This window comes from Micromonospora sp. ATLC20, from assembly GCF_057196585.1.
The window spans coordinates 1-26,687 of the sequence record NZ_JBXUOV010000079.1 but is presented as its reverse complement, the minus strand read 5'-3'; the positions used below and the strand labels follow the sequence as shown (position 1 = coordinate 26,687).

General features: G+C 74.0%; 24 protein-coding genes. 10 read left to right on the top strand and 14 right to left on the bottom strand.

Going from position 1 to position 26,687, the window contains the following annotated elements; translation table 11 throughout:
• A partial coding sequence (locus AC2CHG_RS17840) for an ATP-dependent helicase (protein ID WP_484525161.1) occupies positions 1 to 1,745 on the bottom strand: 1,745 nt, incomplete at its 3' end.
• A gap of 91 nt (positions 1,746 to 1,836) precedes the next feature.
• On the opposite strand from AC2CHG_RS17840, the gene AC2CHG_RS17835 reads away from it, so the two are divergent.
• Positions 1,837 to 2,079 carry a mycoredoxin gene (locus AC2CHG_RS17835; RefSeq protein WP_091422205.1) on the top strand — a complete coding sequence of 81 codons (243 nt, stop codon included), beginning with the start codon at positions 1,837 to 1,839 and terminating at the stop codon, positions 2,077 to 2,079.
• A 57-nt stretch (positions 2,080 to 2,136) separates the two neighbouring features.
• Here AC2CHG_RS17835 and AC2CHG_RS17830 read toward each other — a convergent pair whose 3' ends face one another.
• A complete protein-coding gene (locus tag AC2CHG_RS17830) occupies positions 2,137 to 3,486 on the bottom strand; it encodes an MFS transporter (protein ID WP_366622506.1) in 1,350 nt (449 codons plus the stop codon).
• A gap of 51 nt (positions 3,487 to 3,537) precedes the next feature.
• On the opposite strand from AC2CHG_RS17830, the gene AC2CHG_RS17825 reads away from it, so the two are divergent.
• The 3 genes from AC2CHG_RS17825 (at position 3,538) to AC2CHG_RS17815 (ending at position 5,295) form a co-directional block, all read left to right on the top strand.
• Positions 3,538 to 4,518 (top strand): helix-turn-helix domain-containing protein, encoded by a 981-nt coding sequence (locus AC2CHG_RS17825; protein WP_402807492.1) that lies wholly within the window; start codon positions 3,538 to 3,540, stop codon positions 4,516 to 4,518.
• A gap of 71 nt (positions 4,519 to 4,589) precedes the next feature.
• Positions 4,590 to 4,829 (top strand): DUF397 domain-containing protein, encoded by a 240-nt coding sequence (locus AC2CHG_RS17820; RefSeq protein ID WP_366622313.1) that lies wholly within the window; start codon positions 4,590 to 4,592, stop codon positions 4,827 to 4,829.
• Between the two features lie 196 nt (positions 4,830 to 5,025).
• Positions 5,026 to 5,295 (top strand): hypothetical protein, encoded by a 270-nt coding sequence (locus AC2CHG_RS17815; protein ID WP_262013970.1) that lies wholly within the window; start codon positions 5,026 to 5,028, stop codon positions 5,293 to 5,295.
• A 286-nt stretch (positions 5,296 to 5,581) separates the two neighbouring features.
• On the opposite strand, the gene nudC is transcribed toward AC2CHG_RS17815, so the two are convergent.
• Genes nudC through AC2CHG_RS17800 form a run of 3 tightly spaced genes read right to left on the bottom strand, consistent with a single transcriptional unit; the run spans position 5,582 to position 9,176 of the window.
• The gene (gene nudC, locus AC2CHG_RS17810; RefSeq protein WP_484525160.1) at positions 5,582 to 6,529 is read right to left on the bottom strand and encodes an NAD(+) diphosphatase; all 948 of its coding nucleotides are present in this window, start codon (positions 6,527 to 6,529) and stop codon (positions 5,582 to 5,584) included.
• Positions 6,526 to 7,869 carry a M16 family metallopeptidase gene (locus AC2CHG_RS17805; RefSeq protein ID WP_484525159.1) on the bottom strand — a complete coding sequence of 448 codons (1,344 nt, stop codon included), beginning with the start codon at positions 7,867 to 7,869 and terminating at the stop codon, positions 6,526 to 6,528. The genes nudC and AC2CHG_RS17805 overlap by 4 nt, the downstream gene beginning before the upstream one ends.
• On the bottom strand, positions 7,866 to 9,176 hold the full coding sequence (locus AC2CHG_RS17800; protein WP_484525158.1) for a M16 family metallopeptidase: 1,311 nt from the start codon (positions 9,174 to 9,176) through the stop codon (positions 7,866 to 7,868). Before AC2CHG_RS17800 ends, AC2CHG_RS17805 begins: the two co-directional genes overlap by 4 nt.
• Positions 9,177 to 9,324: 148 nt before the next feature.
• Here AC2CHG_RS17800 and AC2CHG_RS17795 point away from each other — a divergent pair, with 148 nt between their 5' ends.
• Genes AC2CHG_RS17795 through AC2CHG_RS17780 form a run of 4 tightly spaced genes read left to right on the top strand, consistent with a single transcriptional unit; the run spans position 9,325 to position 12,484 of the window.
• Complete coding sequence (locus AC2CHG_RS17795; protein ID WP_262013974.1) at positions 9,325 to 10,386, top strand: ABC transporter substrate-binding protein; 1,062 nt, start codon at positions 9,325 to 9,327, stop codon at positions 10,384 to 10,386.
• Positions 10,383 to 11,162: an ABC transporter ATP-binding protein gene (locus AC2CHG_RS17790; RefSeq protein WP_262013975.1), complete on the top strand. Its 780-nt coding sequence runs from the start codon at positions 10,383 to 10,385 to the stop codon at positions 11,160 to 11,162. The genes AC2CHG_RS17795 and AC2CHG_RS17790 overlap by 4 nt, the downstream gene beginning before the upstream one ends.
• The gene (locus AC2CHG_RS17785; RefSeq protein WP_262013976.1) at positions 11,152 to 12,036 is read left to right on the top strand and encodes an ABC transporter permease; all 885 of its coding nucleotides are present in this window, start codon (positions 11,152 to 11,154) and stop codon (positions 12,034 to 12,036) included. Before AC2CHG_RS17790 ends, AC2CHG_RS17785 begins: the two co-directional genes overlap by 11 nt.
• A 4-nt stretch (positions 12,037 to 12,040) precedes the next feature.
• A complete protein-coding gene (locus AC2CHG_RS17780; RefSeq protein WP_366622304.1) occupies positions 12,041 to 12,484 on the top strand; it encodes an RrF2 family transcriptional regulator in 444 nt (147 codons plus the stop codon).
• A gap of 32 nt (positions 12,485 to 12,516) precedes the next feature.
• Here AC2CHG_RS17780 and AC2CHG_RS17775 read toward each other — a convergent pair whose 3' ends face one another.
• The 8 genes from AC2CHG_RS17775 to AC2CHG_RS17740 all read right to left on the bottom strand — a co-directional run bounded on the left by AC2CHG_RS17775 (position 12,517) and on the right by AC2CHG_RS17740 (position 24,071).
• Entirely contained in the window at positions 12,517 to 12,963 is a 447-nt protein-coding gene (locus AC2CHG_RS17775) for a GNAT family N-acetyltransferase (protein WP_484525157.1), read from the bottom strand.
• Between the two features lie 102 nt (positions 12,964 to 13,065).
• Positions 13,066 to 13,251, bottom strand: coding sequence for a hypothetical protein (locus AC2CHG_RS17770; protein ID WP_262013979.1), 186 nt, complete (start codon positions 13,249 to 13,251; stop codon positions 13,066 to 13,068).
• Between the two features lie 170 nt (positions 13,252 to 13,421).
• Positions 13,422 to 14,675, bottom strand: a complete 1,254-nt coding sequence (locus AC2CHG_RS17765; protein ID WP_366622300.1) for a DEAD/DEAH box helicase — start codon at positions 14,673 to 14,675, stop codon at positions 13,422 to 13,424.
• A gap of 177 nt (positions 14,676 to 14,852) precedes the next feature.
• Positions 14,853 to 15,056 carry a transcription antiterminator/RNA stability regulator CspE gene (gene cspE / locus AC2CHG_RS17760; protein ID WP_013288421.1) on the bottom strand — a complete coding sequence of 68 codons (204 nt, stop codon included), beginning with the start codon at positions 15,054 to 15,056 and terminating at the stop codon, positions 14,853 to 14,855.
• A 204-nt stretch (positions 15,057 to 15,260) separates the two neighbouring features.
• Positions 15,261 to 18,665 carry an ATP-dependent helicase gene (locus AC2CHG_RS17755; protein WP_402807507.1) on the bottom strand — a complete coding sequence of 1,135 codons (3,405 nt, stop codon included), beginning with the start codon at positions 18,663 to 18,665 and terminating at the stop codon, positions 15,261 to 15,263.
• Positions 18,662 to 22,351, bottom strand: a complete 3,690-nt coding sequence (locus AC2CHG_RS17750) for an ATP-dependent helicase (RefSeq protein ID WP_366622504.1) — start codon at positions 22,349 to 22,351, stop codon at positions 18,662 to 18,664. Before AC2CHG_RS17750 ends, AC2CHG_RS17755 begins: the two co-directional genes overlap by 4 nt.
• A 307-nt stretch (positions 22,352 to 22,658) precedes the next feature.
• Positions 22,659 to 23,204, bottom strand: coding sequence for an LOG family protein (locus tag AC2CHG_RS17745; RefSeq protein ID WP_262013982.1), 546 nt, complete (start codon positions 23,202 to 23,204; stop codon positions 22,659 to 22,661).
• 3 nt (positions 23,205 to 23,207) lie between these two features.
• Positions 23,208 to 24,071: an LOG family protein gene (locus AC2CHG_RS17740; RefSeq protein WP_402807964.1), complete on the bottom strand. Its 864-nt coding sequence runs from the start codon at positions 24,069 to 24,071 to the stop codon at positions 23,208 to 23,210.
• 173 nt (positions 24,072 to 24,244) lie between these two features.
• On the opposite strand from AC2CHG_RS17740, the gene AC2CHG_RS17735 reads away from it, so the two are divergent.
• On the top strand, positions 24,245 to 24,406 hold the full coding sequence (locus AC2CHG_RS17735; RefSeq protein WP_013288426.1) for a hypothetical protein: 162 nt from the start codon (positions 24,245 to 24,247) through the stop codon (positions 24,404 to 24,406).
• Positions 24,407 to 24,454: 48 nt separating this feature from the next.
• Here AC2CHG_RS17735 and dapE read toward each other — a convergent pair whose 3' ends face one another.
• The gene (gene dapE / locus AC2CHG_RS17730) at positions 24,455 to 25,528 is read right to left on the bottom strand and encodes a succinyl-diaminopimelate desuccinylase (RefSeq protein ID WP_484525156.1); all 1,074 of its coding nucleotides are present in this window, start codon (positions 25,526 to 25,528) and stop codon (positions 24,455 to 24,457) included.
• 103 nt (positions 25,529 to 25,631) lie between these two features.
• Between dapE and dapD the strand changes: the two genes are divergently transcribed.
• Complete coding sequence (dapD, locus tag AC2CHG_RS17725) at positions 25,632 to 26,591, top strand: 2,3,4,5-tetrahydropyridine-2,6-dicarboxylate N-succinyltransferase (protein ID WP_262013984.1); 960 nt, start codon at positions 25,632 to 25,634, stop codon at positions 26,589 to 26,591.
• Positions 26,592 to 26,687 lie beyond the last annotated feature (96 nt).

Below are 26,687 nucleotides of genomic sequence, written 5' to 3'. Positions count from 1 at the left end.
GCGCCGCCGGCCCGCTCACCGCCGCCGGACCGGTCGAGCTGCGGCAGGAACCGCGAGGGCCGCCGGGCCCGCCCACCCGGCGAGCGGGCCGTGGCGTACGACAGCCAGAGCCACTCTCGGGCCCGGGTGATCCCGACGTAGAGCAGCCGCCGTTCCTCCTCGACCTGCTCCATCGTCTTCGCGTACGTGGTGGGCAGCGTGCCCTCGGCCAGCCCGACCAGGAACACCGCGTCCCACTCCAGCCCCTTCGCCGAGTGCAGCGACGCGAGCGTCACGCCCTCGACTGTGGGCACGTGCTGCTGGGCGGCCCGCCGGGCGAGTTCCTCGGTGAACCCGGTCAGGCCCGGTTCCTCCTCGGCCTGCGCCGCGTACTCCTCGGCGAGCTGGACCAGCGCGGCGAGCGCCTCCCACCGCTCGCGGGCGGCGCCGCCCGGCGGGGGCGCGTCGGGCGCCCAGCCGACGGCGGTGAGCGCCTCGACCACGGCGGCCGGCAGCGGGGTCCCCGCGTCGGCCGACCGGGTGGCGGCGCGCAACGCGATCATCGCCTGGCGCACCTCGGGCCGTTCGAAGAACCGCTCCGCGCCCTGGAGCACGTACGGCACCCCGGCCTCGGAGAGCGCCTTCTCGTACGCCTCGGACTGCGCGTTGGTGCGGAACAGCACCGCGATCTCCCGGGCCGGGGTGCCGCCCGCGACGAGCGCCCGGCATCGGGCGGCGACCGCGTTCGCCTCGGCCGGCTCGTCGGTGAAGATCCGCAGGTCCGGTTCCGGGCCGGGCCGGCGCTGGCCGTGCAGTTCCAGCCGCAGCCGCGCCTCGGTGCCCCGGGCCTGCGAGATCACCGCGTTGGCGAGCCCGACCACCTGCGGGGTGGAGCGGTAGTCGCGGACCAGCCGGACCACTGTCGCGGCCCGGTGCAGGCGGGGGAAGTCGACCAGGTACGACGAGGTGGCGCCGGTGAACGAGTAGATCGTCTGGCTGGCGTCGCCGACCACAGTGAGGTCGTCCCGGCCGCCCAGCCACGCCTCCAGCAGCCGCTGCTGGAGCGGGTTGACGTCCTGGTACTCGTCGACCACGAAGTGCCGGTACTGGTTGCGCACCTGCTCGGCGACGTCCGGGTGCTCCTCGATGCCCCAGACGGCGGCGCGCAGCATGTCCTCGAAGTCGATCACCCCGTTGCCGCGCTTGAGCCGCTCGTACGCGTCGAACACGTCCGCCACCCGGGCCGGCTCGTACGGCGTCTCGCGCAGCGCCTTGGCCGCGGCGACCACGTATTCCCCGGGCTCGACAAGCGACGACTTGGCCCACTCGATCTCGGCGGACAGGTCCCGCGCGGCGGCACGGTCGGCGCGCAGGCCGACCTTGGCGGCGGCCAGCGTGACCACCCGCACCTTGCTGTCCAGCAGCTCCGGCATGGCCCGCCCGGCCAGCAGCCGGGGCGCGAAGTAGCGGACCTGCCGCAGCGCCGCGGCGTGGAAGGTGCGCGCCTGCACCCCCTGCACCCCGAGCACGCCGAGCCGGCTGCGCATCTCGGCGGCGGCGCGGGCGGTGAACGTGACCGCCAGCACGTGCCGGCCGGCGATGTCGCCGGTCAGCGCCCGGTACGCGATCCGCGAGGTCACCGCCCGGGTCTTGCCGGTGCCGGCGCCGGCCAGGATGCAGACCGGTCCGGCCGGGGCGGTCACCGCGGACCGCTGCTCCGGATCGAGACCGGCCAGCACCCGTTCCGCCGCTGAGTGAACGCCCACAGCAGGGAATCATCCCAGCATCGTGTGACGTTGCAGCGGTTAGCCTGGCCTGATCGGACCGGGCGCGAGTCACCCCTTGGAGGATCAGACCATGCTGACGATGTATTCCACCCCGTGGTGCGGCTACTGCCACCGGCTGAAGTCGCAGCTCGACCGGGAGGGCATCGCGTACGAGGTGGTCGACATCGAGCAGGACCCGGCGGCCGCGGACTTCGTGATGAGCGTCAACGGCGGCAACCAGACCGTCCCGACGCTGCGCTTCGCCGACGGCAGCGCCCTGACCAACCCCTCGATCACCCAGGTCAAGCAGCACCTCGCGGCACTGCCCGGCTGATCTCCCGCGACACCACGAGCGGCCGTACCCGATCCGGGTGCGGCCGTTCGCCGTCGGTCAGGAGCCTCCGCGGCTGAGCACCCCGTCGTCGGCCGGCCGGCGTGGTGACGGGATCCGTGCCAGCACGGCGACCGGCGCGGTCAGTCCGCGGCCCCGCCACAGGTATATGCCGGCTGCCGTGGTGACGGCACCGACGAGGGCGAACAGCAGCCGGTAGTCGAACACGCCGACGAGCAGCGCGCCGGTGCCGATGGAGAGCGCCTGCGGCCCGCTGACCAGGGCCTCGGACGCGGCGGTGACCCGGCCGAGCAGCCGCGGCGGCGTCCGCCGCTGGATCAGCGTGTTCAACCCCACCATGGTCAGCGGCAGCGACAGGCCGGCCAGCAGCAGCGCCACCACCCCGAGCCACAACCGGGGGTACGCCAGCGCCAGCGCGGCCGGTCCGAAGAACGTCACGCCCGCCGCGAGCGCGCCGACCTCGCCGAACCGGCGGACCACTGCGGCCGAGAACAGGCCGCCGACCAGCCCGCCGACGCCCTGCACCATGACCAGCACGCCGACGAACGCGGCGTCGCGGTGCAGGCCCAGATCGACGTACGCGAAGATCAGCGACTCGGTGAAACCCATCACCAGCGAGCCCAGCCCGTACCCGAGCAGCGCCCGGCGCAGCGCCGGTTCGCCGGTCAGGTGGCGCAGCCCCGCACCCAGTTCGGACGGCCCGCGCCGATCGGGCCGTGCCGGCGTGCCCTCCTCCACGCGCAGCCGCGCGACCACCGCCGCCGCGGTGACGAAGCCGGTCATGGCGAGCAGGACCAGCAGCCAGCCGCCCACGGCGGCGTACACGCCCGCCCCGGCCAGCGGCCCGATCAGCCGCAGGCCCTGCCGGACGGTCTGGAGCAGCCCGTTCGCGTCGGCGAGCAGGTCGGGCGGAACCAGGTGCCGGATCAGTCCGTTGAGCACGGCGGTGAGCGTGATGTACGACAGCCCGTAGAGCGCGGCGACCACGTAGATCACCCAGACGTCGGACCTGTCCCGGACCATGAGCAGCGGGCCGAGCAGCACTGCCGCGACCAGGTTGGCGGCGATGAAGAACTGCCGCCTGCGGTAGCGGTCGACCACCCAGCCGACCAGCGGGGCGAGCGCCATCGGCGCGATGACCGCGAAGATGGTCGCCCCGGCCATGCTGTCCGAGCCGGTCAGGTCCTTGACCCAGACGGCCAGGGCGAGCAGCAGGACCGACTCCGCCGCCATGCTCGCGACGAGCGCGGCGAACAGGAGACGGAAGTCGGGGCGGCGCAGGACGGTGCGCATCAGGTCCCTCCACGGTCCTCTTTTTGTCTCGTGACACGCCCGTGCCGGAGCCTCCGACGCCGGTCGCGCCGTCCATACTGACCGTGGGGGGCGAATTTCATACAGTTACCGTCGCGTCAAGCGACGGTCGACGGGAAAGAGGACGCCGTGCCTCCTGCCGCACCAGGCCCGATTCTGCGCCGTCGTCGCCTCGGCATCGAGCTGCGTCGGCTCCGCGAACAGGCCGGTCTGACCGGTGACCAGGTCATCGAGCGGATCGGCTGGGCCTCCGCATCCAAGTTGTCCCGTCTGGAGAACGGCCGCAGCCGCCCCGACCCGGACGACGTGGACGTGTTGCTGACGCTCTACGGCGCCGACGAGGAGCAGCGCGCGGAGCTGACCGGGATCACCCACGAGGCCGGCGACATGCGCGGCTGGCTGCGCAACTTCCCGGTGATGACCCAGCAGCAGCGCGCCTTCGCCGAGCTGGAGGCGGGTTGCGCGGAGATCTCCGAGTACAACCCGGTGCTGGTGCCGGGGCTGCTGCAGACGCCCGGGTACGCCCGGCACCGGATCATGTCCGCCGCGCAGGTCGCCGCCGAGGCCGGCGACCCGGAGACAGAGGATCCCGAGACCGAGGTACGCGCGCGGCAGGCCCGCCAGTCGCTGCTGACCCGCTCCCCCGACGTTCCCCGCTACACGGCGGTGCTGGAGGAGGCGGCGCTCGGCCGCCGGGCCGGGCCGCCGGAGGTGCTGCACGAACAGCTCGTCCACCTGTGCGAGATGGCACTGCTGCCGAACGTGACGCTGCGTCTGCTGCTGCGGGACACCCGGGTCGGTGACTGGTACCTTCCGCCGACCGCGTTCTCGGTCTACCGGTTCGCCGATCCCCTCGATCCGGAGACACTCGCCATCGAAGGTGGGTTCACCGACGTCATGTCAACCGAGGTAAACACCCTAAATCGCTATAAAGTGGTGTTCGAGTGGCTATGCTCGTCGGCACTCTCCGCATCGGACACCCTCTCCTGGTTGATCGAGGCGACGGGACGGCTGACCGGCACGGCAGTCGAGTCCACGGTGGCGTACGGGCCGGCAACGGCGCCGGCCCAGCGTCGCCGGGACTCGGGGCGCCTCACCACGGAACGGTGATCCGGCACGGACACCGCCCGCGCTCCGGCGTCGCTCGGTCCCATCGGAGCACCTCACCAGGAGCAAGCACCATGAACGAGATCCACACCAGCACGACCGCCCGCTCGGGACGGCTCGCCGGCGCCGCCTGGCGCAAGAGCACCCGCAGCCAGACCTCCAACTGCGTGGAGGTCGCACCGCTCGGCGCCGGGCCGGGCACCGTGGCGCTGCGGGACAGCAAGGACCCGAGCGGACCGGTCCTGCTGTTCGACCGGGCCGGTTGGCTCGGCTTCCTCGCCGGCACGAAGAGCGGTCAGTTCGATCTGGACTGATCCGGCGAACCACGGGGGGCCGTCGGCGCGAGCCGGCGGCCCCTCGCGCGTCCATCCCCGACAACGGTGCTGACCTGGGATCCCCCGATCGGTCGAGCTGGCGCGTTCCCCTTGCCGGGCGGACACATCGGCGTAACATGACGCGGGAGTGACGTGGAAGTTCCAGCGTGTAACCGCCGATTGTCCGGGGGACACCATGCGGTTCCTGATCGTCCGCACCGAGATCCGCACCGCCGCCGACGCCGACATCGCCGCCGCCTGGGCGGGCGGAGGCCGCCTGCGGGACGAGACGTGCACGCCCGAACCCCGCCGCCAGGTCGTCCACGCCGAGGACCGGGACGCCGCACTCCTGCTCGCCCGCGCACTGTCCGCCGTCGGTGCGGTACGCGCGGGCCGGCACCGGGTCAAGGTGCTGCCGATCGCGGAACCCACCCCTGGGCACCCGTACCGCTGGGACGGTGGATGACCGGACGCTGACGTCCGTCGTGGCCGGCCGGCCTCCCCCGCCGTTTTCCCGCCTCACCCGGTCTCGACGGCACGTGTTCCCGGCCCGCGACCGTCGCGGCAACGACGGTCCGGGTCGGGGCCGCGTCCCCGCCCCAGGCCCACCCGGCCCGAGTCCGCCCGGCCTCGCCAGTTCGGGGAGGTGGCTGCATCCCACCGCCCCCGACCACGCCACTTCCCCGAACTGGTGCCGCCGCACCAACCGAAACACCCCAACCCGACGGGCGGGCGGGCGGAACCAGTGCGGGTCAGCAGTGGCCGTCGAGCCAGCGGTGCACCAGGAACAACGCGATCGACGACGGCGGCGGCAGGACCAGCTGGTCTCCCCCGCCCACCGGCACCGGCTCGCCCGCCAGCGCCGCGCCGATCTCCCGCCGGGTGAACCAGCGCGCGTGCGCGATCTCGGCCAGGTCGACCCGGATCGGCGCGTCCGCGTCGGCGCGGGCCAGGAAGCCGAGCATCAGCGAGCCGGGGAACGGCCAGGACTGGCTGCCCACGTACCCGATCTCCTCGACCGGGACGCCCACCTCCTCGCGGACCTCGCGCAGCACGGCGGCCTCGGCCGACTCGCCGGGCTCGACGTATCCGGCCAGGCAGGAGTAGCGGCGCTGTCCCGGGGTGCGGGGCCAGGCCGCGTTGTTGCCGAGCAGGCAGCGGCCGTCCGGGCCGTCCACACCGTCGTGCACCAGCACGATCATGGCCGGATCGGTACGCGGCCAGACCCGGCCGCCGTCCGGGTCGATCCGCGACCAGCCGGCCTCGTCGGCGCTCGTCGCCTTGCCGGTCGTCGACGAGTAGCCGTGCCGCAGGTGCCAGTTGAGCAGCGCCAGCGCGGTGGTGAACAGGCCCGCGTCCCGGTCGGTCATCAGGTGACCGACCTCGCGCAGGTGGGCCGGACGGGTGTCCGGCAGCGCCGGCAGCGGCCCGTCCACCGCGAACACCGGCACGCCGTCCGGCTCGACGCCGAGGAACATCGGCACCGACCGGGGCACCTCGGGCAGCTCACCGGGGCCGACCAGGACCAGCTCCGGCGGGGTGGACGCGCCCCGGACCAGCGCCCGCCCCTCGGCGGCGGAGTCGAGCACCAGCACCCTTGCCCGTTCCCACGCCTCGGTCAGCCAGGCCGGATCGGTACGCCGGTGCGCGGCCCGGTCGAGCGTCGACCGGGCCAGCGGCGGGGCGGGTTCGCCGCTCATGCCGATTCCGTACGCACCGGTGTCAGCGCGGCGAGCGACTCGGCCACCCGCGCCGCGTCGCCGAGCACGACGGTGACCGCGCGGGCCGGGGCCAGGTAGCGGGCGGCCACCTCGGCCACGTCGTCCACCGTCGTGGCGGCCAGCCGGGCGGCGTACTCGGCGAGGAAGTCCAGCCGCAGCCCGTTGCCGGCGTACGCGCTGGTCAGCGACGCGAGACCGGCCTGGGTGGACATGCCGAGCTGAAGGGTGCCGAGCGCGTACTGACGGGCCTGCTCCAGCTCGTCGGTCTTCGGCGGCACCGTCGCCAGGCGGCCCAGCTCGTAGGTCGTCTCCACCAGCGCCGCCGCTGTCACCTCGGTGGCCACCTCGGCGCCGGCGACGAGCAGCGAACCGGCCACCGAGTGCTCGACGAGCGAATGCGGCCCGTACGTGTAGCCCTTGTCCTCCCGGATGTTCTCCACCCAGCGGGAGGAGAAGTAGCCGCCGAAGATCAGGTTGGCGAGCTGCAACGCGGCGTGGTCCGGGTGGGTGCGGGGCACCGCCGGCAGCGCGAGGCGTACCGAGGACTGCACCGAGCCGGGCCGGTCGACCAGCAGCAACGGCCCGGGTTCCAGCGGCGGCGCCGGGGGCAGCTCGGCGACGTGTCCGTCACCGCGCCACCAGGCGAGCGCCTTCTCGGCCGCGTCCAGCGCCCGCTCCGGGGCCACGTCGCCGACGAGCACCAGCACCGCACCGGCCGGATGCACCCGCTCGGCGTGCAGCCGGCGCAACGCGGCCGGGCGGACCGCCCGGACCTGGTCCGGGTCGGGCGTCTGCTCCGCGTACGGGTGCCGGCCGTACACCCGCTTGAGCAGCGCGGTGCGGGCCAGGTGCGACGGCTGGCTCTGGGCGACCTGGATGCGGTCGACCAGGCGGTCCCGCTCGGTCTCCACCCAGTCGGCCGGGTAGGTGGCGCCGGTGAGCACCTCGGCGAGCAGTTCCAGCATCCGGTCCAGGCCGGTGACCAGGCCCGCGCCGGAGAGCATCAGCCGGTCCGGGTCGAGGCCGGCGGTCAGTCCGCCGCCGACCTTCTGCAACTCGGCCGCCAGCTCGGTGGCGCTGTGCGCCTGCGTGCCGGAGAGCATGGTCTGCGCCAGCATCGCGCCGCGGGCCAGGTGGGTGCGCCCGAACGGCATCCACAGTCGCAGCTCGACCAGCGGTACGGAGGAGCGGCGTACCGCGATCACGGTGAGGCCGTTGGCAAGCGTGCGCTCGGCCTGCTTGGGCACCTTGAGGCGGCGGTTCGGACCGAGTGCCGGCAGCGGCCGGACGGTGGTGGCGGTGGTCGTACCCGTGCTCATCGAGCACCTCCCGCGATGACCTCGACTGCCGCGCGGCGCTCGGGCCGCAGGGTGGCGGCGGCGGCGCGGACCTGTTCCTCGGTCACCTCGCCGACCAGCCGGGGCAGGTCGTTGAGCAGGCCGGGTTCGCCACGTTGCTGTTCCAGCACCGCCATCCGCAACGCGCGGCCGAGCACCGCGTCCGTGTCGCGCAGCAGGTGGGTGGCCATCCGGGCCTGGGTACGCGCCAGCTCCCCCTCGGTCAGCCCGTCGGTCGCCAGCCGGTCCAGTTCCTCGTCGATGGTGCGCAGCACCTTGTCCACGTCACCGCCGGGCGGCAGGTGCGCCTGGAGCAGCAGCGCGGTGGGGTCGCGGACGTCGAACGGGTCGCCCATGAAGCCGAGGTACCCGCCGAGGCTGGTGACCGACCGGTCGCGCTGCACCAGCCGCTCGACCAGCCGGGAGGCGTCGCCGTCGGTGAGCACCTCGGCCAGCACCACGTACGGCAGATAACCGGCGAAGTCGCCGACCGGGTCGGGCACCCGCCACGCGCCGGCCACCGCCGGGAGCGGGGCCAGCGCGTCGGTGTACGTGCTGCGCCGCTCGGTGGTCAGGTCGGGCTCGGCGAAGTCGGGCCGCTGCGGGGCGGGCCGGGCCGGCACGTCCCCGAAGTGCCGCTCGATCAGCGTGGTCGCCTCGGCCACGTCGATGTCGCCGCTGACCGCGAGTACGGCGTTGCCGCTGGCGTAGTAGCGGCGGAAGAAGTCGGCGGCGTCGGCCACTGTCGCCGACTCCAGGTCGACGAAGGAGCCGTAGCCGTCGTGCGCGTTGGGGAAGGTGTCGAACATCACCGGGGGCAGCGTCAGCCAGGGGAACCCGCCGTACGGCCGGTTCAGCACGTTGACCCGGATCTCCTCCTTGACCACGTCGACCTGGTTGCGCAGGTTCTCCTCGGTCAGCCGGGGGCCGCGCATCCGGTCGGCCTCCAGGAACAGCGCCCGTTCCAGGGCGTTCGCGGGAAGCGTCTCGAAGTAGTCGGTGTAGTCCAGGTGGGTGGAGCCGTTGAACGTCCCGCCCGCGCCCTGGACGTGCCGGAAGTGGGCCAGCTTCTCCAGGTTCTCCGAGCCCTGGAACATCAGGTGCTCGAAGAGGTGGGCGAACCCGGTGCGTCCCTCGGGCTCGGAGCGGATGCCGACGTCGTAGACCACCGCCACCCCGATGACCGGGGCGCTGCGGTCCGGCGTGAGCACCACGCGCAGGCCGTTGTCGAGGGTGAACCGTTCGACCGGGTACTTCGTCGCTGGGATCTTCGCTCTCCGCGTCGGCACGAGATCGACACTAGCGCCTCGGCACCGGCTCTATCGCCGGTGTGCCCTGGCCGAACGGTGGACTGTTGCGGGACGGGTCTTGACGCCGACGGCCGCTTGCCCCACTCTTCCTACCAACTAAATAGGAATACTGCGGATTGGACATTCGATGAGAGGGCTTCCCCTGCGCCGCCTGGTCACCCTGGCGACCCTGGCCGCGGTCGGCGCGGCCACGCTCGGCACCACCGCCGCCTGCGGCGAGGACAGCGACGCCGCCGCCGGGTCCGGCCCGGTGACGCTGCGCCTGGGCTACTTCCCCAACATCACGCACGCCCCGGCCGTGGTCGGCGTGGAGAAGGGGATCTTCGCCGAGAAGCTCGGCAGCGACGTCGAGCTGGACACCAAGACGTTCAACGCCGGCCCGGCCGCCATCGAGGCCGTCTTCTCCGGCGCGCTCGACGCCACGTACATCGGCCCGAACCCGACGGTGAACGCCTTCTCCAAGTCCAAGGGCGAGGCGGTCCGGGTCATCTCCGGCGCCGCGTCCGGCGGCGTCGCGCTCGTGGTCAAGCCCGGCATCACCTCGGTGGAGCAGCTGCGCGGCAAGAAGATCGCCACCCCGCAGCTCGGCAACACCCAGGACGTGGCGCTGCGCTTCTGGCTCAAGGAGAAGGGCCTGGAGACCACCAAGGAGGGCGGCGGCGACGTCAAGATCGTGCCGCAGGAGAACGCGCAGACAGTCGAGACGTTCGGCAGCGGCGCCATCGACGGTGCCTGGGTGCCTGAGCCGTTCGTCTCCCGGCTCGTCAACGCCGGCGGCAAGGTGCTCGTCGACGAGCGCGACCTGTGGCCGGACAAGAAGTTCGTCATCACCAACCTGCTGGTCAGCACCAAGTTCCTCAAGGCGCACCCGGACGTGGTGAAGAAGCTGGTCGAGGGCCAGGTCGCGGCGAACGAGTTCGTCAACACCAAGCCGGACGAGGCACAGCAGGCCATCTCCGACCACATCGGCAAGATCACCGGCAAGCCGCTGGACCTCAAGCTGATCAAGCAGGCATGGCCGACGCTGGAGTTCACGAACGACCCGATCCCGTCGTCGCTGAAGACCGGTCTGGACCACGCGGTCGCGGTCGGGCTGACCCAGCCGGTCGACCTGAACGGCCTCTACGACCTGAAGTACCTCAACGAGGTGCTCAAGACGCAGGGCAAGCCCGAGGTCAGCCAGCCGTGACGACGACCGGCACGACCCCGCGCAGCGCGACCGGCTCGGTCGCGCTGCGCGGCGTGACGAAGGTGTACGGCCAGGGCGAGCAGGCGGTCCTGGCGCTGGACGGGCTGTCGCTCGATGTCGCCCCGGGTGAGTTCGTCTGCATGGTCGGCGCGTCCGGCTGCGGCAAGAGCACGCTGCTCAACCTGGTCGCCGGGCTGGACCGGGCCAGCGGCGGCACGATCGAACTGGGCGAGGGCGTCAACCCGGGACTCATGTTCCAGGAGCCGGCGCTGTTCCCCTGGCTGACCGTCGAGGGCAACGTCGAGGTGCCGCTGAAGCTGCGCGGGCTCCCCCGTGACCAGCGCAAGGAGCGGGTGGCCGAGCTGCTGCGCACGGTCCACCTGTCCGAGTTCGGCCGTAAGCGGCCGCACCAGCTCTCCGGCGGCATGCGGCAGCGGGTCGCGCTGGCCCGCACGCTCGCGCTGGAGACGCCGGTGCTGCTGATGGACGAACCGTTCGGCGCGCTGGACGCGATGACCCGCGACATCCTGCACGACGAGCTGGAGCGGATCTGGACCGAGCGCAAGCTCACCGTCCTGTTCGTCACGCACAACGTCCGCGAGGCGGCCCGGCTCGCCGACCGCATCGTGCTGCTCTCCAGCCGGCCCGGCCGGATCATCTACTCCACCGAGGTCGCCGTGCCGCGCCCCCGGCGGATCGACTCGCCGGAGGTCTCGGCCATCGCCGCCGAGGTCACCGACCGGCTGCGCAAGGAGGTGGGCCGGCATGGCCAGTGACACCCTCGCCGGGTCGGCGCGTACCGACGCGGAGATCTCCGGACTCGACGCCCTGGAGATCGCCGGCCGGGAGAAGGGCCCGTCCCGGGTACGCCGCCTGTGGTCGGCCACCTGGCCCAAGTTCGCCGCACTCGCGCTGGCCGTCGCCATCTGGCAGGCGGTGGTCTGGTCCGGGTGGAAGGAACCGTGGGCACTGCCCGGCCCGGCGGTGGTCTTCGGCGACCTCGGGGACTACCTGCTCAGCTCGGCGCTGTGGGAGGGCCTTGCGACCACCGCCCGGCGCGCGGCGGTCGGGTTCGCCGCCGCGGTCGCGGTCGGCCTGCTGCTCGGCCTGGGCGTGGCCCGGGTCAAGGTACTCCGGGCCGCGCTCGGCTCGATGATCACCGCGTTGCAGACCATGCCGTCGATCGCCTGGTTCCCGCTGGCCATCCTGCTGTTCCAGCTCAGCGAGCAGGCGATCTTCTTCGTGGTGGTGCTCGGTGCCGCGCCGTCGGTCGCCAACGGCGTCATCCACGGCGTGGACTACGTGCCGCCGCTGCTGGTCCGCGCCGGCCGCAACCTCGGCGCCCGGGGGCTCAACCTCTACCGGTACGTGATCGCGCCGGCCGCGCTGCCCGCCATCGTGGCCGGGCTCAAGCAGGGCTGGGCGTTCGCCTGGCGCAGCCTGATGGCCGGTGAGCTGCTGGTGGTCATCGCCACCCGCACCTCGATCGGCGCGCAGCTCACGTACGCACGCGAGCTGAGCGAGGCGCCACGCCTGATGGCCATCATGATCGTCATCCTGGTGGTGGGCCTGCTCGTGGACACCGCGTTCGGAGCCGCCGACAAGGCGATCCGCCGCCGCTGGGGCGTGCTGGACCAGGCCGGCAACTGACGTCGTGTACATCTCCGCGCGCGCCGACTACGCGCTCCGGGCCATGCTCGCCGTCGCCGACGCCGCCGTCACCAGCGGCGCCCCGGCGGCCGGCGGCGGCGAGCTGGTCAAGGCGGCGAGCCTGGCCGAGAGCCAGGACATCCCGCTCAGCTTCCTCCAGGGGATCCTGCTCGACCTGCGGCGGGCCGGGCTGCTGCACAGCCACCGCGGCACCGAGGGCGGGTACGCGCTGACCCGCCCACCGGACGAGATCAGCGTCGGTGACGTGCTGCGCGCTGTCGGTGGCGCGATCACCAGCGTCCGGGGCATCCCCGCGGACCGGGCCGGCTACCACGGCGTGGCCACCGGCCTGCGGGACGTGTGGCTGGCGGTGGACGGCGCGATCGCCCTGGTCGTGGACCGGACCACACTCACCGACCTGCTGAGCGACCGGGCCACGGCACCCTGACGCGCGTCCGGTCACGACGTCGGCGGCCGTACCTACCCGTCGCGGACCATGCGGATCTCGCATACGCCGTCCTGGACCTGCGTCGTACCGTCGGCGACGAAGCCGTGCCGGCGGTAGAACGCCTGGGCACGAGGGTTGGGATCGGCGACCCACAGCGCCGCCGGCTCCGCCGGGTCGAGGACGGCCCGCAACAACGCCGGCCCGGCGCCGGTGCCGTGATCGGCCGCGTGCACGTAGAGGACGTACAGCTGGCGCGCCCACGCCGCCTCGGCATCGAGCGGCGGGCCCGACATCGCGATCCCGACCAGTTCGCCTCCCCGCTCGGCCACCGCCGCCCGGTTCTCCCGATAGCGCTCGTCGGTCAACGCGGCGGTCCAGAACCGCTCCCGGAAGGCCGGCAGGTCCGGGTCGTCGAGCACCGTGTCCGGCATGAGCCCGCGGTACGTCTCCTGCCAGCACCGGACATGCACGCGTGCCATATGGGCGGCGTCCTCGGCCCGGGCCTCGCGAACGGTCACCGACGGGTCCACCGCCGCATCGTAGGCGGCCGGCCGTTCCGGCATCGCCCCTTTTCGGGGCGTCTACTGAGTGTGCGGGGCGCTCATCCCGGGGGTGAAGCTGCGGGCGGCGCCGCGATCCGGCGAGCCGCCGTCGGCGGGCTGCCAGGGCCCGAACGCGGCCACCGCGGCGAGCGCCAGGCCGGCCCCCGCCACCGCGAGCACCAGCACCACTTCCCGCGCTCCGCCCGATCCGGCTTCCCCCGCCATGAACCGCTCCCTCCGCGTCCGGCCGACCCCCCGACCGGTCCCCCACGCAGCAGCATCACCGCCGGGGTCCGGTCGCACAGTCGGGCAGCCGACCGAACAGAGACTGATTCCCGACTCAGGAGCGAACGCTCGGCACGACCGGAGACGAGCCGGTCACGCGCGGGCCGCGGTCAGCGGCGGCGCGGGCGCCGGCGAGGACGGGTTCCCGGGGCGGGGTGCGCGGCGGCGGGCGCGGTGATGGTCACCGGCACGCCGGACGGCTCCCGGGCGCCGGTGAGCCGGCTCAGCTCGCCGTCGCCGGCGCGTACCCGCGTGGTCTTGGGGTTGATGCCCGCGGTGCTCATCAGCCGGGCCACGTCGCGGCGCTGGTCCGGCAGGACGAGCGTCACCACGGTGCCCGACTCGCCGGCCCGCGCGGTCCGGCCGCCCCGGTGCAGGTAGTCCTTGGCCTCGGCGGGCGGGTCGGCGTTGACGACCAGGTCCAGCCCGTCGACGTGGATGCCCCGGGCCGCCACGTCGGTCGCCACCAGCGCGGTGACCTGGCCGGTGCGGAACTGCTCCAGGATGCGGGTGCGCTGCGGCTGCGACTTGCCGCCGTGCAGCGCCGCCGCGCGTACGCCCTTGGCGAGCAACTGGCGGGCCACCCGGTCGGCGCGGTGCTTGGTGGCGATGAACACGATGGTGCGGCCCTCGCGGGCGGCGATGTGCGCCAGCGCGGCCGGCTTGTCCTCCGCCTCCAGGTGAAGCACGTGGTGCGTCATCGCGGTGACGGTGGCGGTGCCCGGGTCGACGGAGTGCGTCACCGGGTCGGTCAGGAAGCGGCGGACCAGCCGGTCCACGCCGCGGTCCAGGGTGGCCGAGAACAGCATCCGCTGCCCGCCCGGGGCTACCTGCTCCAGCAGCTTCGTCACCTGCGGCAGGAAGCCCATGTCGGCCATCTGGTCGGCCTCGTCCAGCACGGTGATGGCCACCTGGTCCAGCCGCGCGTCCCCCCTGTCGATCAGGTCGTGCAGCCGGCCCGGCGTGGCCACCAGCACCTCGGCGCCGGCGCGCAGCGCGGCCGCCTGCCGGCCCAGCGAGAGCCCGCCGACCACTGTGGCGCAGCGCAGGCCGAGCGTGGCGGCGTACGGTGCGAGCGCGTCGGTCACCTGCGCGGCCAGTTCCCGGGTCGGTACGAGCACCAGCGCGAGCGGGCGGCCCGGGCGGGCCCGGCGACCGGCCGTACGGTGCAGCAGCGGCAACCCGAACGCGAGCGTCTTGCCGGAGCCGGTCCGGCCCCGGCCGAGCACGTCGCGACCGGCCAGCGAGTCCGGGATCGTGGCCGCCTGGATCGGGAACGGCGCGGAGATGCCCTGCGCGGCCAGCTCGGAGACGAGCGCCGGAGCCAGGCCGGTGGCGGCGAACGTGGGCAGGGTCGTGGTCATGCGGAAAGCCTTCCTCGACGCGGCACGTGTCGAGGAAGGGCGCCGGAAGACGGCGCGTCACCGGCGTAACCGGTGGTCACAAGCACGAACCGAAGGGACGGGCCGGCCCGGCAGAGGCGGGCCGGCCCGTGCACCGCGCCCGAGAGGGCGCGGTGGTGGTGCCGGTTGATCCGAAGATCAGAGCGGGCGGATGTTCTCCGCCTGCGGGCCCTTCTGGCCCTGGGTCACCTCGAACTCGACCCGCTGGTTCTCGTCCAGGCTCCGGTAGCCGGAGGTCTGGATCGCCGAGAAGTGGGCGAAGACGTCGGCGCCGCCGTCGTCCGGGGTGATGAAGCCGAAGCCCTTGTCAGCGTTGAACCACTTGACGGTGCCAATTGCCATGTGTTTCGTCTCCTTGACGGAACGGTCGACCCGCACGTGTTGCGGGCCGGAGAGGAGCACCCCGCGCGTGGAATACGCGGCGTGCCTGTCGCTGCTGGTCGCCCCGCCCGGAGAACTCCGGACACAACAAAGAGCGCCTGGGGCCACAATCCGCCAGGCGCACACAGAGTCTCTGGAAACCAAAACTGCAACCCGGCCAACGTATCACGGATTCGTGCGCTGCGGGAGATCCCCCGGGATTTCCGGCACGGCGGCCACCAGACCGGCCAGTCCCTCCGCGTCGAGCAGGTCGGCCGGGCGGACGGTGGCGGAGTCCCGCACGTAGTGGAACGCGGCGCCCACCCGCTCCACCGGCACCCCGGCCAGCTCCGCCCAGGCCAGCCGGTAGACCGCCAGCTGCACCGCCGCCGCGTCGGCCTCCCGGCCGGACGGCTGCCGCCCGGTCTTCCAGTCGACCACGTCGTAGCGCCCGCCCGGGCGGGCGAACACGGCGTCCATCCGGCCCCGGACCACGACGCCGCCGATGACGGTGGCGAACGGCACCTCCACCTCCACCGGCACCCGGTCGGCCCACTCGCCGGCCAGGAAGCGCTCCTGCAACTCGACCAGCGCCTCGTCCGGGGCCGCGTCCTCGTCCGCCGCGCCGGGCAGCTCGTCCACGTCGAGCAGCCGGTCCGCGCCGAAGCGCTGCTCCAGCCAGGCGTGGAACGCGGTACCGCGCCGGGCGTACGGGTTCGGCTCGGTGGGCATCGGTCGGCGCAGCGTCCGGGCCAGCGCCTCCGGGTCGCGGCGCAGCGCCACGAGCTGGGTCACCGACATCTGGCCGGGTAGTTCGACCTCGACCGCCTCGGCCTGCCGGGCCAGCTCCGCCCGCTCGGCGAGCAGCAGATCGGCCTCACGCCGCCAGCGGGCCACCTCGGCGTCCTCCGCCGCTCCCGTGGTGGCGAGCACTGCCGCCTCGCGGCGGGCCGTCTCCGGGTCGGCCAGGTGCCGGCGGACCAGCGCCGCCGCCTCGGTCAGCGCCGGCCGGCGGGCGCCCAGCGGGTCGGCCGGCCATTCGGCCCGCAGCACCGTCTCGGTGGTCGGGTTCACCGCGTCACCGGCCGGTTCCGGCGTCCACGCGTCCACCACGTGCCCGTCCGCGCCGGCCAGGCAGGCGTCGTGCACCTCCCGCAGGAACACCGACGGGCCGCGGAACCGCTTGGTCCCCTCCCCCCACCAGTAGCCGGAGCAGAGCAGCAGCCGGCGGGGGCGGGTCACCGCCACGTACGCCAGCCGGCGCTCCTCCCGCTCGTCGTGCGCCCGCCACGCGTCGGTGAAGTCGGTCAGCGCCCGGGCCACGCCACGCTGGTCCTCCGCCTCCGGCAGGCCCAGTTCGGGCAGCCCGCCCGCGTCGCCGCGCAACGGGAACGGCAGCACGCCCAGCCCGCCCAGCCAGTGGTCGGAGTTGCGGACCGGCCCCGGCCAGACGCCCCGGGTCATCCCGGCCACCGCCACCACGTCCCACTCCAGGCCCTTCGCGGCGTGCGCGGTGAGCACCTGCACCGCGCCGGCCACCACCTCGACCTCGCCGGGCGCCAGCCCGCGCTCCTCGTCCTCGGCGGCGGCCAGGTAGGCGAGGAAACCGGCGAGCGTGGCGCCGGGCGTCTCGCCGCTGAACCGGGCCGCCACGTCGCCGAGCGCGTCCAGGTGGGCGCGGGCCAGCCCGGCGTCGCCCGCGCCGTCCCGCCCGGCCCGGACCGCCACCTCCACGTCGAGGCCGATGGTCCGCTCGATGTCCGCGATCAGCTCCGGCAGCGACTGGTCCAGCCGGTAGCGCAGCAGCGCCAGCTCCATCCCGTACGAGCGCAGCCGCGCGTAGCCCTCGGCGGAGTACGCCTGCGCCGGCCCCAGATCCGCCAGCGCCTCGACCAGCGTGGCCTCGTCCAGCGCGTCCACGGTGATCTCCGGGCCCTCGTCGCCGGTCAGCTCCCGGCGGCTGCGGGCGATCGCGCGGGCCCGGCGGTGCAGGGCGACCAGGTCACGCGGGCCGATCCGCCAGCGCGCGCCGGTGAGCAGCCGCAGCAGCGCCGCCCCGTCGGTCGGGTCGGCGAGCACGCGCAGCGTGCACACCACGTCCCGTACCTCGGGGGTGTCCAGCAGCCCACCCAGGCCGACCACGTCGACAGGCAGCCCGCGAGCGCGCAACGCCGCCTCGATCGCCGGGATCTGGCTGCGCAGCCGCACCAGCACCGCAGTGGTCGGGCGGCGGTCGGCCGGGATGTGCTCGGGCAGCGCGCCGGGCATCCCGGCCACGCCCCGCCAGGCCGCCAGCACGCTGTCCGCGATCCAGTCGGCCTCGTCGGCGTACGTCTCCAGCAGCGCGCAGTGCACGGTGCCGCCGGCCTGCCCGCCCGGCGTGCGGTGCGGGATCGGGTCGCGGACACTGAGCGCGGCGTGCAGTTCCGGCACCCGCGCGCCGGCCGCCCGCAGCGGCACCGACAGCGTGTTGGCGACGCCGAGGATCTCCGGCCGGTTACGCCAGCTCGTAGTAAGGCTGAGCACGTCGGCGGGGCTGCCGTCGGTACGGGCGAACTCGGCCGGGAACCGGTCGAGCGTGCCGGCGCTGGCCCCGCGCCAGCCGTAGATGGACTGGCACGGGTCGCCGACGGCGGTGACCGGGTGGCCGCCGCCGAACAGCGCGTTGAGCAGCACCACCTGGGCGTGGCTGGTGTCCTGGTACTCGTCGAGCAGCACCACCCGGAACCGGTCCCGCTCGATCACACCGACGCCGGGGTGGTCGCGGGCCACCCGGGCCGCGCGGGCGAGCTGGTCGGCGAAGTCCATCGCCTCGAAGTCGTCCTTGCGCCGGGCGTACGCGCGCACCAGCGGCAGCAGCTTCAGCCGGGTCCGCTGGAGCTGGAGCGCCTTGCGCACGTCGGCGTAGACCCGGCCCGGCCGGGACTGCACGTCGGCGAAGAACCGGCCGGTCCAGGCGGCCAGCTCGTCCGGGTCGACCAGGTGCTCGTCCAGCTCACCGGCGAGCGCCAGCACGGCGTCGGTGATGGTCGACGGCATCCGGTCCACCTCGGACATGTCGCCGTCGTAGTTGCGCACCAGCAGGTCGACGAGCTGCCAGCGGGACGCCTCGGTGAGCAGCCGGGTGGTCGGCTCGTACCCGGCGCGCAGCCCGTGCTCGGTGACGATCCGCCCGGCGTACGAGTGGTACGTGGACACGGTCGGCTCGCCCGCCAGCGGGTCGTCGTGCGGGTCCCGCCCCTGCCGGCCGAGCCGCCGGATGAGCTGGTCGAGCCGGGTCCGGACCCGGTGCGCCAGCTCGCCGGCCGCCTTACGGGTGAAGGTGAGGCCGAGGATGTGCTCGGGGCGTACGTAGGAGTTGGCGACCAGCCACATCACCCGCGCGGCCATCGTCTCGGTCTTGCCCGACCCGGCACCCGCGACCACCAGCAGCGGCTCCACCGGCGCGGCGATGATCGCGGCCTGCTCCCGGGTGGGCGCCGGCAGCCGCAGCAGCCGGGCCAGCTCGACGGGCGTGTAGCGGGGCCCCGCGTCGGCGGTGCGCGGCGCGGGCGTGGCGGAGGCGCCGAACAGCGCCGGCTGAACGCTCACGAGCCCTCCGGTGGCGGTTCGACCACCTGGCGGCCCTGGCCGGAGACCGGGCAGCTGGTGCGTACCGGGCAGACCCGGCACTTGGAGTTGGCCACGGCGGCGAACGTCGAGGCGGCCATCGTGTCCGCGGTACGGCGTACCAGCGCGGTGGCCCACCCGGCCTCCGGACCCTCCCCGGCCGCGGCCTGGGTCTGCTCCTTGGCGTCCCGCGCGCCGGTGCCGAGCTGCACCAGCGCGGCCCCGCCCGGCTCCTCGCCGAACTCGGCGAACCCGCCCGCCTCCACGGCCGCCTGGTACGCGCCGAGCTGCGGATGCTCGGCCACCTCCCGCTCGGTGACCGCCGTCGACTTGCCGGTCTTCAGGTCGATCACCACGAGCCGCCCCTCGTCGTCGACCTCCAGCCGGTCGACCCGGCCGGTCAGCTCGATCGGGCGGGACGGGTCGTCGAGGCGGACCGCGAACTCGTGCTCGATCGCGAGCAGTCGGCGCGGGTTGCCGGCCAGCCAGCGCAGCAGCTTGTCCACCATCGCCTCGGCGCGCTGCCGCTCCGGACCGGCCATCCACCGGGCGGCCAGCTCGATCGCGTCGAACCGGGCGGCCACGTACTCCAGCAACGCCTCCCGGTCGACGCTCGCGTCCTCCGCGAGCATCGCCGCGGCGTGCACCAGGTTGCCGACACCCTGCGCGGCGCTCGCCGGCCCGCTGCCGCCGTGCCGTTCCAGCAGCCAGCGCAGGCTGCACCGCAATGCGCTCTCCATCGCCGACGGGGTGACCCGCACCGGCTCGCCCTCGTCGACCAGCGGCCGGTCGTCGGACAGGCCGCGCAACCCCCACCAGTCGTCCGGGTGCGCGCCGGGCACCCCGGCGGCGGCCAGCCGCGCCAGCTCACCCGCCGCCGCGTGCCGCCGGGTGATCGGCGTGGCCGGGTCGGTGACGGCGGTACGCAGTTCCGCCACCAGCGCGGACAGGGTGAGCCCACGCGGCGGCAGGGTGACCGGGAGCGCGGCGGACGGCCCGTCCTGCGGGTGCTCGTCCCCGTGCGGCACCGGCCCGTCCGCGGTGCCCCCGCGCGTGGCCGTACCTGTTGGGCCGTTCCCGGTCAGGGCCGGGCCGGTCGGAGCCGAGCCGTCCGGCGCGTCGCGCTCCGGACCGGCCGGGTTCGGGCCGTTCGAGCCGTTCCCGGTCGGTCCGTGCCCCGTCGGGTTCGGGCCGGTTCCGCCGGTGGCGGGTGGGTCGGCGGCTGCGATTTCGTGCAGGAAGCGGCTCGGCTGCTCCTCGTGGTCGTCGCCGCCGACGGCGGCGGACGCGACAGCGGTGACCAGCAGCCGCCGCCGGGCCCGGCTGATCGCCACGTGGAACAGCCGCCGCTCCTCGTCCAGCAGCGCCGACGTCTGCCCGACCAGGCTGGCCCGCAGCCCGGCGCCGTCGGCGCGACCGGCGAGCACGTCGACGAGCCGCTCCGAGCCGAGCAGGCTGCCGCGCAGGCGCAGGTCCGGCCAGACGCCCTCCTGCACCCCGGCCACCGCGACCAGATCCCACTCCAGCCCCTTGGCGGCGTGCGCGGTGAGCAGGCGTACCGCGTCACCCCGGTCGGCGGCGGCGGCGAGCGTGTCGGCGGGCAGCTCCTGCCCGAGGACGTGGTCGAGGAACACCTCGGTACGCGCGCCCGGCAACCGGTCGGTGAACCGGGCCGCCGCGTCGAAGAGGACGAGTACGGCGTCCAGGTCACGGTCGGCCGCCTCGGCCCGCCAGCGCTGGGCGGTCTCGTGCTCGCCGGTGGCCGCCCGCCCCCTGGTGATCGCCCCGGCCCAGCGTTCGGCCAGCCCGCTCTCCCGCCACACCGCCCAGAGCACGTCCTCGACTGTGGCGCCGGGCCGGCCGGCCGTCTCCCGGGCGGTCGCGAGCAGGTGCGCCACGGCCTGCGCGGGCGCCGCCCAGCGGCGCTCGATGGTGGCCAGTTCCGCCGGGTCGCGCAGCGCCTCGACCAGCAGTTCCCCGGACGGACGGCGGTCGCCGCCGGCCAGCGCCAGCGCCCGCAGCCCCTGGCGCAGCCGCCGCTCGGCCAGCGGGTCGGCCCCGCCTAGCGGCGAGTGCAGTAACGCGACCGCCGCCTCCTCGTCCAGCCGGTCGGGTTCGAGCGCGCAGCGCAGCAGGAGCAGCAGCGGGGCAACCGCCGGCTGGAGGTGCAGCGGCAGGTCCTCGCCGTGCACGACGGTCGGCACGCCGGCGGTGTGCAGCGCGCGCCGCAGCGACGGCAGTTGCCGGCCGGTGGAGCGGACCAGCACCGCCATCCGGGACCACGGCACGCCGTCGAGCAGGTGCGCCTCGCGCAACGCGTGCGCCAGCCACGCCGACTCGCTGGTGGCGGAACGGAACGTCCGTACCTCCACCGTTCCGGCCGGTGCGCCGGGAAGCGGGCGCAGCCGCCGGTGCGCCGCCGGACCGCGCAGCCGGCGGGCCAGCCGGGCGGTGGCCGCCAGCAGTTCCGGCCCGGCCCGGTACGAGGTGGTCAGCGTGACCTGGGCTGCCGGCGCACCGGAGGCGGTCCGGAAGCGGTGCGGGAACGTGGCGACGCCCGCCGGGTCGGCGCCGCGGAACGCGTACGTGGACGAGTCCGGGTCGGCGAACGCGACAAGGGACCGCCCGCCGCCGGCCACCACGGCGAGCAGGTCGAGCTGGGCCGGGTCGGTGTCGGCCAGTTCGTCGACGTAGACGTGGGTCAGGCGGCGGCGCTCGGCGGCGAGCAGCTCGGGGTCGTCGAGCAGCATGCCGGTGGCGGCACGCACCAGCTCCGCCGGGTCGTACGCCACCGAGCCCCGGTTGCTCACGTCGCGCAGGGCGAGCACGGCGACGTACTCCCGCAGGAAGCGCGCGGCGGCCGGCCAGTCGGCGCGGCCCAGCTTCTCGCCCAGCCGGGCCAGCTCGACCGGGCCGACGCCGCGCTCCGCGGCACGCATCAGCAGGTCGCGGAGCTGCTGGGCGAAAGCCCGGGTACGCAGCGCGGGGCGCAGATCCTCCGGCCAGCCGACCGGGTCGTCGCCGGGTTCCTCTCCCACCACGTCGAGCAGTTCCCGGATGATCAGATCCTGCTCGGGGCCGGTGAGCAGCCGGGGCGAGGGCTCGCCGCGTTCGGCCGCCGCGCGGCGCAGCAGCCCGAAGGCGTACGCCGGGAACGTACGCACCAGCGGCTCGCGGACGACGCGGTGTCCGTCGCCGGCGATCCGTGCCTCGATCCGGTGGCGCAGTTCGGTGGCGCCGCGCCGGCCGAAGGTGAGCACGAGGATCCGCTCCGGGTCGACGCCCTCGGCCACCCGGGCGGCGACCGCCTCGACGAGCGTCGTCGTCTTGCCGGTGCCGGGACCGCCCACGACGAGCATCGGCCCGTCGGTGTGCGCGACCACCTCGGCCTGCACCGGATCGGCCGGGCGCGAAACGTTCGTGCCCTCCCCGGCCCCGATCCCCGCCGAAGCAGCCGACGGTGGCGACGCGCCGGTCTCGTTCTGCGGCGAAGCGCCTTCGGGCGGCGCGGTGGTCTTCGGGTGCGCGGCATCGCCCGCCGACCCCCCGGATCGCGGCTCCGCATCGGCCGATCCACCGGACCGACCCACCCCCTGCCCCGCCCCGGCGTCATGGGTGACCCCCGCCCCCGCGCCGCCGGGCCGGCGCACCAACCGGTACGCCTGCATCACCGACATCCCACCACGCCGGTACGACACCCGGAAACCGACGGCCGGCCCGCCCGTCACCGGCTCACCTGACCGCGGCGTGCACCACTGCCCGGCTCTGCCACACACTCGTCTCTCAGGCGTTCACGCCACCTCGGCGAAGTGGGGGCATCCCACCCCTAGATCAACACCACCACGGGGAAATGGCCACATCACACCAGCCCGGACACCACCACCTCCCCGAAATGGTGTCGATCAAGCCCCCAAGCGGTGTCGATCAAGCCCGCCGAGACGGTGGTGAACAAGGACGGGCCGACCCGGGCGCGCGTCAGGTGAGACGGGTGTCGATCAGGTCCAGGGCGGCGGGGACGCTGTCGGCGACCAGCAACAGGTCCAGCGCGGCCGGCTTGAGGAACTGCTGCTCGCCGAGCCCGCGGATCCAGTCGAGCAGCGGCCGGTAGAAGCCGTCCACGTCGACGATCACCATCGGCTTGGCGTGCAGGGCCAGGGTGGCGGTGGTCCAGACCTCGAACAGCTCGTCGAGCGTGCCGAGACCGCCGGGCAGCGCCACGAACGCGTCGGACTTCTCGTCCATCAGCGTCTTGCGGCTGGCCAGGCTGTCGGTGACCAGCAGCTCGTCGGAGTCCAGGTCGGCGACCTCCAGGTCGACCAGGGACTGCGGGATGACGCCGACTGTTCGACCGCCGGCTGCCCGCGCGCCCTGCACCACGGCGCCCATCATCCCGACGCAGCCGCCGCCGCTGACCAGCGTGTGGCCGCGCCGGGCCAGTTCCTCACCGGTCTCGGTGGCGAGCGCCAGCCAGCGGGCGTCGAGAGTTCGGGAGGAGGCGCAGAAGACACAGACGTTGGCCACGGGTCAGCTCCGTCCCGCCGGGCCCTCGGGGGCGGCCTCGGCGGCGGCGCGCTGGTCGTCGGCCAGCCGGGCGACCGCCTCCTCGCGGACCGCCTCCTGCTCGGCGGAGAGCACCGCCTCGGCCTCGACGATGTGCCGGACCGCCTCGTTGACGTCGTCGGTGAGCCGGATCAGGTCGAGGTCGGCCGGGCCGATCTTGCCCTCGGCGGCCATGGTGGCGCGCAGCCAGTCGAGCAGCCCCCGCCAGTAGTCGGTGCCCATCAGCACGACCGGGAAGCGGGTCACCTTGCCGGTCTGCACCAGGGTGAGCGCCTCGAACAGCTCGTCCAGGGTGCCGAAGCCGCCGGGGAGCACCACGAACGCCTGGGCGTACTTGACGAACATGGTCTTGCGGGCGAAGAAGTAGCGGAAGTCGATGGCCAGGTCGACCCAGTCGTTGAGGCCCTGCTCGAACGGCAGCTCGATGCCGAGCCCGACGGAGAGGCCGCCGGCCTCACCGGCGCCCCGGTTGGCGGCCTCCATCACGCCGGGACCGCCGCCGGTGATCACCGCGTACCCGGCGCGGGCGAGGGCACCGCCCAGCTCCTCGGCCATCCGGCACTCCGGGCTGTCCGGCTTGCTGCGGGCGGAGCCGAAGACGCTGACCGCCGGGGGCAGGTCGGCGAGGGTGTCGAAGCCCTCGACGAACTCGGAGAGGATCCGCAGCGCGCGCCAGGCGTCCTTGGTCTTCCAGTCGCTGCGGCCTCGGGAGTCGAGCAGTCGCTGATCGGCCGTACTCGTCGGAATCGCCCGGTTGCGCAGCGTCACCGCACCGCGGTGCCGTTCCCCCCGGTTCCGCTCCTCCCGTCGGCCGTCCCCGGCCGACATTCCCCTGCTCTCGCCCATGGGGTCACCGTAGTGGAGCGGCTCCGGCCCGGCGCGCAGGCCCGGGAGCCGGAGAAATCTTTGGGATCCGGGCAACTAATTCGGTCGCACGTACGTCTTACTATTCACATACCCGGTATACCCCGGGCGACGCGCCTTCGGGGGAGGAGCCAGCGTTGATCAGTAACAGCGAGATGATCCGGATCCGCCGTCAGATGCAGCGGCGGATCCGTGACGTGGTGGCCGAGCGCCGCCGCGCCCGGATGATGGAGACCCACCGGTCCGACCTGACCGGCGAGACCGGCGAGGCGGAAGCACCCCTGACGACGACCGTCTGACGATCACGGGGCCCGCGCGGTGGGCGCGGGCCCCGTGATCGCAGCGCGTCAGGCCGGGGCCAGCCAGCGGTGCAGCGTCGCCGCACCGTCCCGGATCTTGGTCAGTTCGACGTGCTCGTCCTTGTGGTGCGCCAGGTTCGGGTCGCCGGGGCCGAAGTTCAGCGCCGGGATGCCCATGGCCGCGAACCGCGCCACGTCCGTCCAGCCCAGCTTGCCGATCGGCGCGGCACCGACGGCCGCCAGGAACTCCTGTGCCGCCGGGCTCTCCAGCCCGGGCGGGGCGCCGGCCGCCGCGTCGGTGACCTCCAGCTCGAATCCGGCGAAGACCTCGCGCAGGTGCGCCTCGGCGCCCGCCGGGTCGCGGTCCGGGGCGTACCGGTAGTTGATCTCGATCTCGCAGCGGTCGGGGATGACGTTGCCGGCCACGCCGCCGGTGATCCGCACCGCGTTGAGACCCTCGCGGTAGTCGCAGCCCTCGATCGTCACCCGGCGGGCCTCGTACGTGGTCAGCCGCCGCAGCACCTCGCTCGCGCCGTGGATGGCGTTCACCCCGTGCCAGGAGCGCGCCGCGTGGGCCCGCTCGCCGTGCGTGGTGACCACCGCCCGCATGGTGCCCTGGCAGCCCGCCTCGACGATCCCGTACGTCGGCTCCAGCAGCACCGCGAAGTCGGCCTCCAGCCACTCGGGGTGGCTCTGCGCGACCAGGGTGAGGCCGTTGTACTTCGACTCGATCTCCTCGGCCTCGTAGAAGAAGTACGTGACGTCGTAGCGCGGGTCGGGCAGCGTCACCGCCAGGTGCAGCGCGAACGCCACCCCGGACTTCATGTCGGAGGTGCCGCAGCCGTACATCAGGTCGCCGCGCATGGTCGAGGGGAAGTTGCCGTTGAGCGGAACGGTGTCCAGGTGGCCGGCGAGCACCACGCGCTGTGCCCGGCCCAGGTCGGTACGGGCCATCACGGTGTTCGAGTGCCGGTAGGTGGTCAGGTGCGGCACACCGCGCAGCACCTCCTCCACGCAGTCGGCGATGGCCTTCTCGTTGAGGGATACCGACTCGATGTCGACCAGGGCGCGGGTCAGCGCCACCGGATCGGCCAGGACCTCGGGGCTCAACGGGTTCTGCATGTCTCGCACGGTACCGTCATCCTCGGTGGGCGCGAGGGACACGTGCCGCGCCCCCGGCCGCGAGCAGCGGCGGACGCCGCCGCCGGAGCAGAGAGGTGTCACCGTGACGTCCGCACCATCCGCCTGGGGTATCGGCCTGGCCACCGTCACCGCGCAGGACCAGGTGCTCGACACCTGGTACCCGACCGGCAAGCTGGGCCTGGGCGAGCTGCCGCTGGTGCCCGGCGAGGACCGGGCCGACGTGCTCGACCTGCCGCCGGGCGCGATCGGCGAGCGGACGCTGCCCGGGTTGCGCACTGTCGAGGTGACCACGCTGATCGGCTCGCTGGACGACCCGATCAAGGACGCCGCCGACGCGTACCTGCGGTTGCACCTGCTCTCCCACCGCCTGGTGCGACCGAACGAGCTGAACCTCGACGGCATCTTCGGCAAGCTGGCGAACGTGGCCTGGACGTCGGCCGGGCCGTGCCCGCCGGAGCGGGTGGACGAGCTGCGTGTCATCGAGCGGGCCGCCGGTCGCCACCTGTCCGTCTACGGCGTGGACAAGTTCCCCCGGATGACCGACTACGTGGTGCCGTCCGGGGTCCGGATCGCGGACGCGGACCGGGTCCGGCTGGGCGCGTACCTGTCCTCCGGCACCACGGTGATGCACGAGGGCTTCGTCAACTTCAACGCCGGCACGCTGGGCACCTCGATGGTCGAGGGCCGGATCGTGCAGGGCGTGGTGGTCGGCGACGGCTCCGACATCGGCGGCGGCGCCTCGATCATGGGCACGCTCTCCGGCGGTGGCACGGAGAAGGTGCGCATCGGTGAGCGGAGCCTGGTCGGCGCGAACGCCGGTGTCGGCATCACGCTGGGCGACGACTGCGTGGTGGAGGCCGGCTGCTACATCACCGCCGCCTCGAAGATCACCCTGCCGGACGGCCGGACGGTCAAGGCCCGCGAGTTGTCCGGCGTCGACGGGCTGCTGTTCTGGCGCAACTCGGTGACCGGCGCGCTGGAGGCGAAGCCCCGCACCGGCCAGGGCATCACGCTCAACGCGGCGCTGCACGCCAACGACTGAGCCGTACCCCCGTCCGGGGGGGGGGGGGCCCCCCCGGCCCCCCCCCGCGGCCGGGCGGCGCGCGCGCGGCGGGGTCGTGTCGGTGGGTGGGCGGTG

Excerpts from the sequence above, each read along its gene's own strand:
- AC2CHG_RS17835 (WP_091422205.1), top strand. The coding sequence starts at position 1,837 with ATGCTGACGATGTATTCCACCCCGTGGTGCGGCTACTGCCACCGGCTG.
- AC2CHG_RS17820 (WP_366622313.1), top strand. The coding sequence starts at position 4,590 with ATGAACGAGATCCACACCAGCACGACCGCCCGCTCGGGACGGCTCGCC.
- AC2CHG_RS17815 (WP_262013970.1), top strand. The coding sequence starts at position 5,026 with ATGCGGTTCCTGATCGTCCGCACCGAGATCCGCACCGCCGCCGACGCC.
- nudC (WP_484525160.1), bottom strand. The coding sequence starts at position 6,529 with ATGAGCGGCGAACCCGCCCCGCCGCTGGCCCGGTCGACGCTCGACCGG.
- AC2CHG_RS17805 (WP_484525159.1), bottom strand. The coding sequence starts at position 7,869 with ATGAGCACGGGTACGACCACCGCCACCACCGTCCGGCCGCTGCCGGCA.
- AC2CHG_RS17795 (WP_262013974.1), top strand. The coding sequence starts at position 9,325 with ATGAGAGGGCTTCCCCTGCGCCGCCTGGTCACCCTGGCGACCCTGGCC.
- AC2CHG_RS17785 (WP_262013976.1), top strand. The coding sequence starts at position 11,152 with ATGGCCAGTGACACCCTCGCCGGGTCGGCGCGTACCGACGCGGAGATC.
- AC2CHG_RS17775 (WP_484525157.1), bottom strand. The coding sequence starts at position 12,963 with ATGGCACGCGTGCATGTCCGGTGCTGGCAGGAGACGTACCGCGGGCTC.
- AC2CHG_RS17770 (WP_262013979.1), bottom strand. The coding sequence starts at position 13,251 with ATGGCGGGGGAAGCCGGATCGGGCGGAGCGCGGGAAGTGGTGCTGGTG.
- AC2CHG_RS17765 (WP_366622300.1), bottom strand. The coding sequence starts at position 14,675 with ATGACCACGACCCTGCCCACGTTCGCCGCCACCGGCCTGGCTCCGGCG.
- cspE (WP_013288421.1), bottom strand. The coding sequence starts at position 15,056 with ATGGCAATTGGCACCGTCAAGTGGTTCAACGCTGACAAGGGCTTCGGC.
- AC2CHG_RS17750 (WP_366622504.1), bottom strand. The coding sequence starts at position 22,351 with ATGCAGGCGTACCGGTTGGTGCGCCGGCCCGGCGGCGCGGGGGCGGGG.
- AC2CHG_RS17740 (WP_402807964.1), bottom strand. The coding sequence starts at position 24,071 with ATGTCGGCCGGGGACGGCCGACGGGAGGAGCGGAACCGGGGGGAACGG.
- dapE (WP_484525156.1), bottom strand. The coding sequence starts at position 25,528 with ATGCAGAACCCGTTGAGCCCCGAGGTCCTGGCCGATCCGGTGGCGCTG.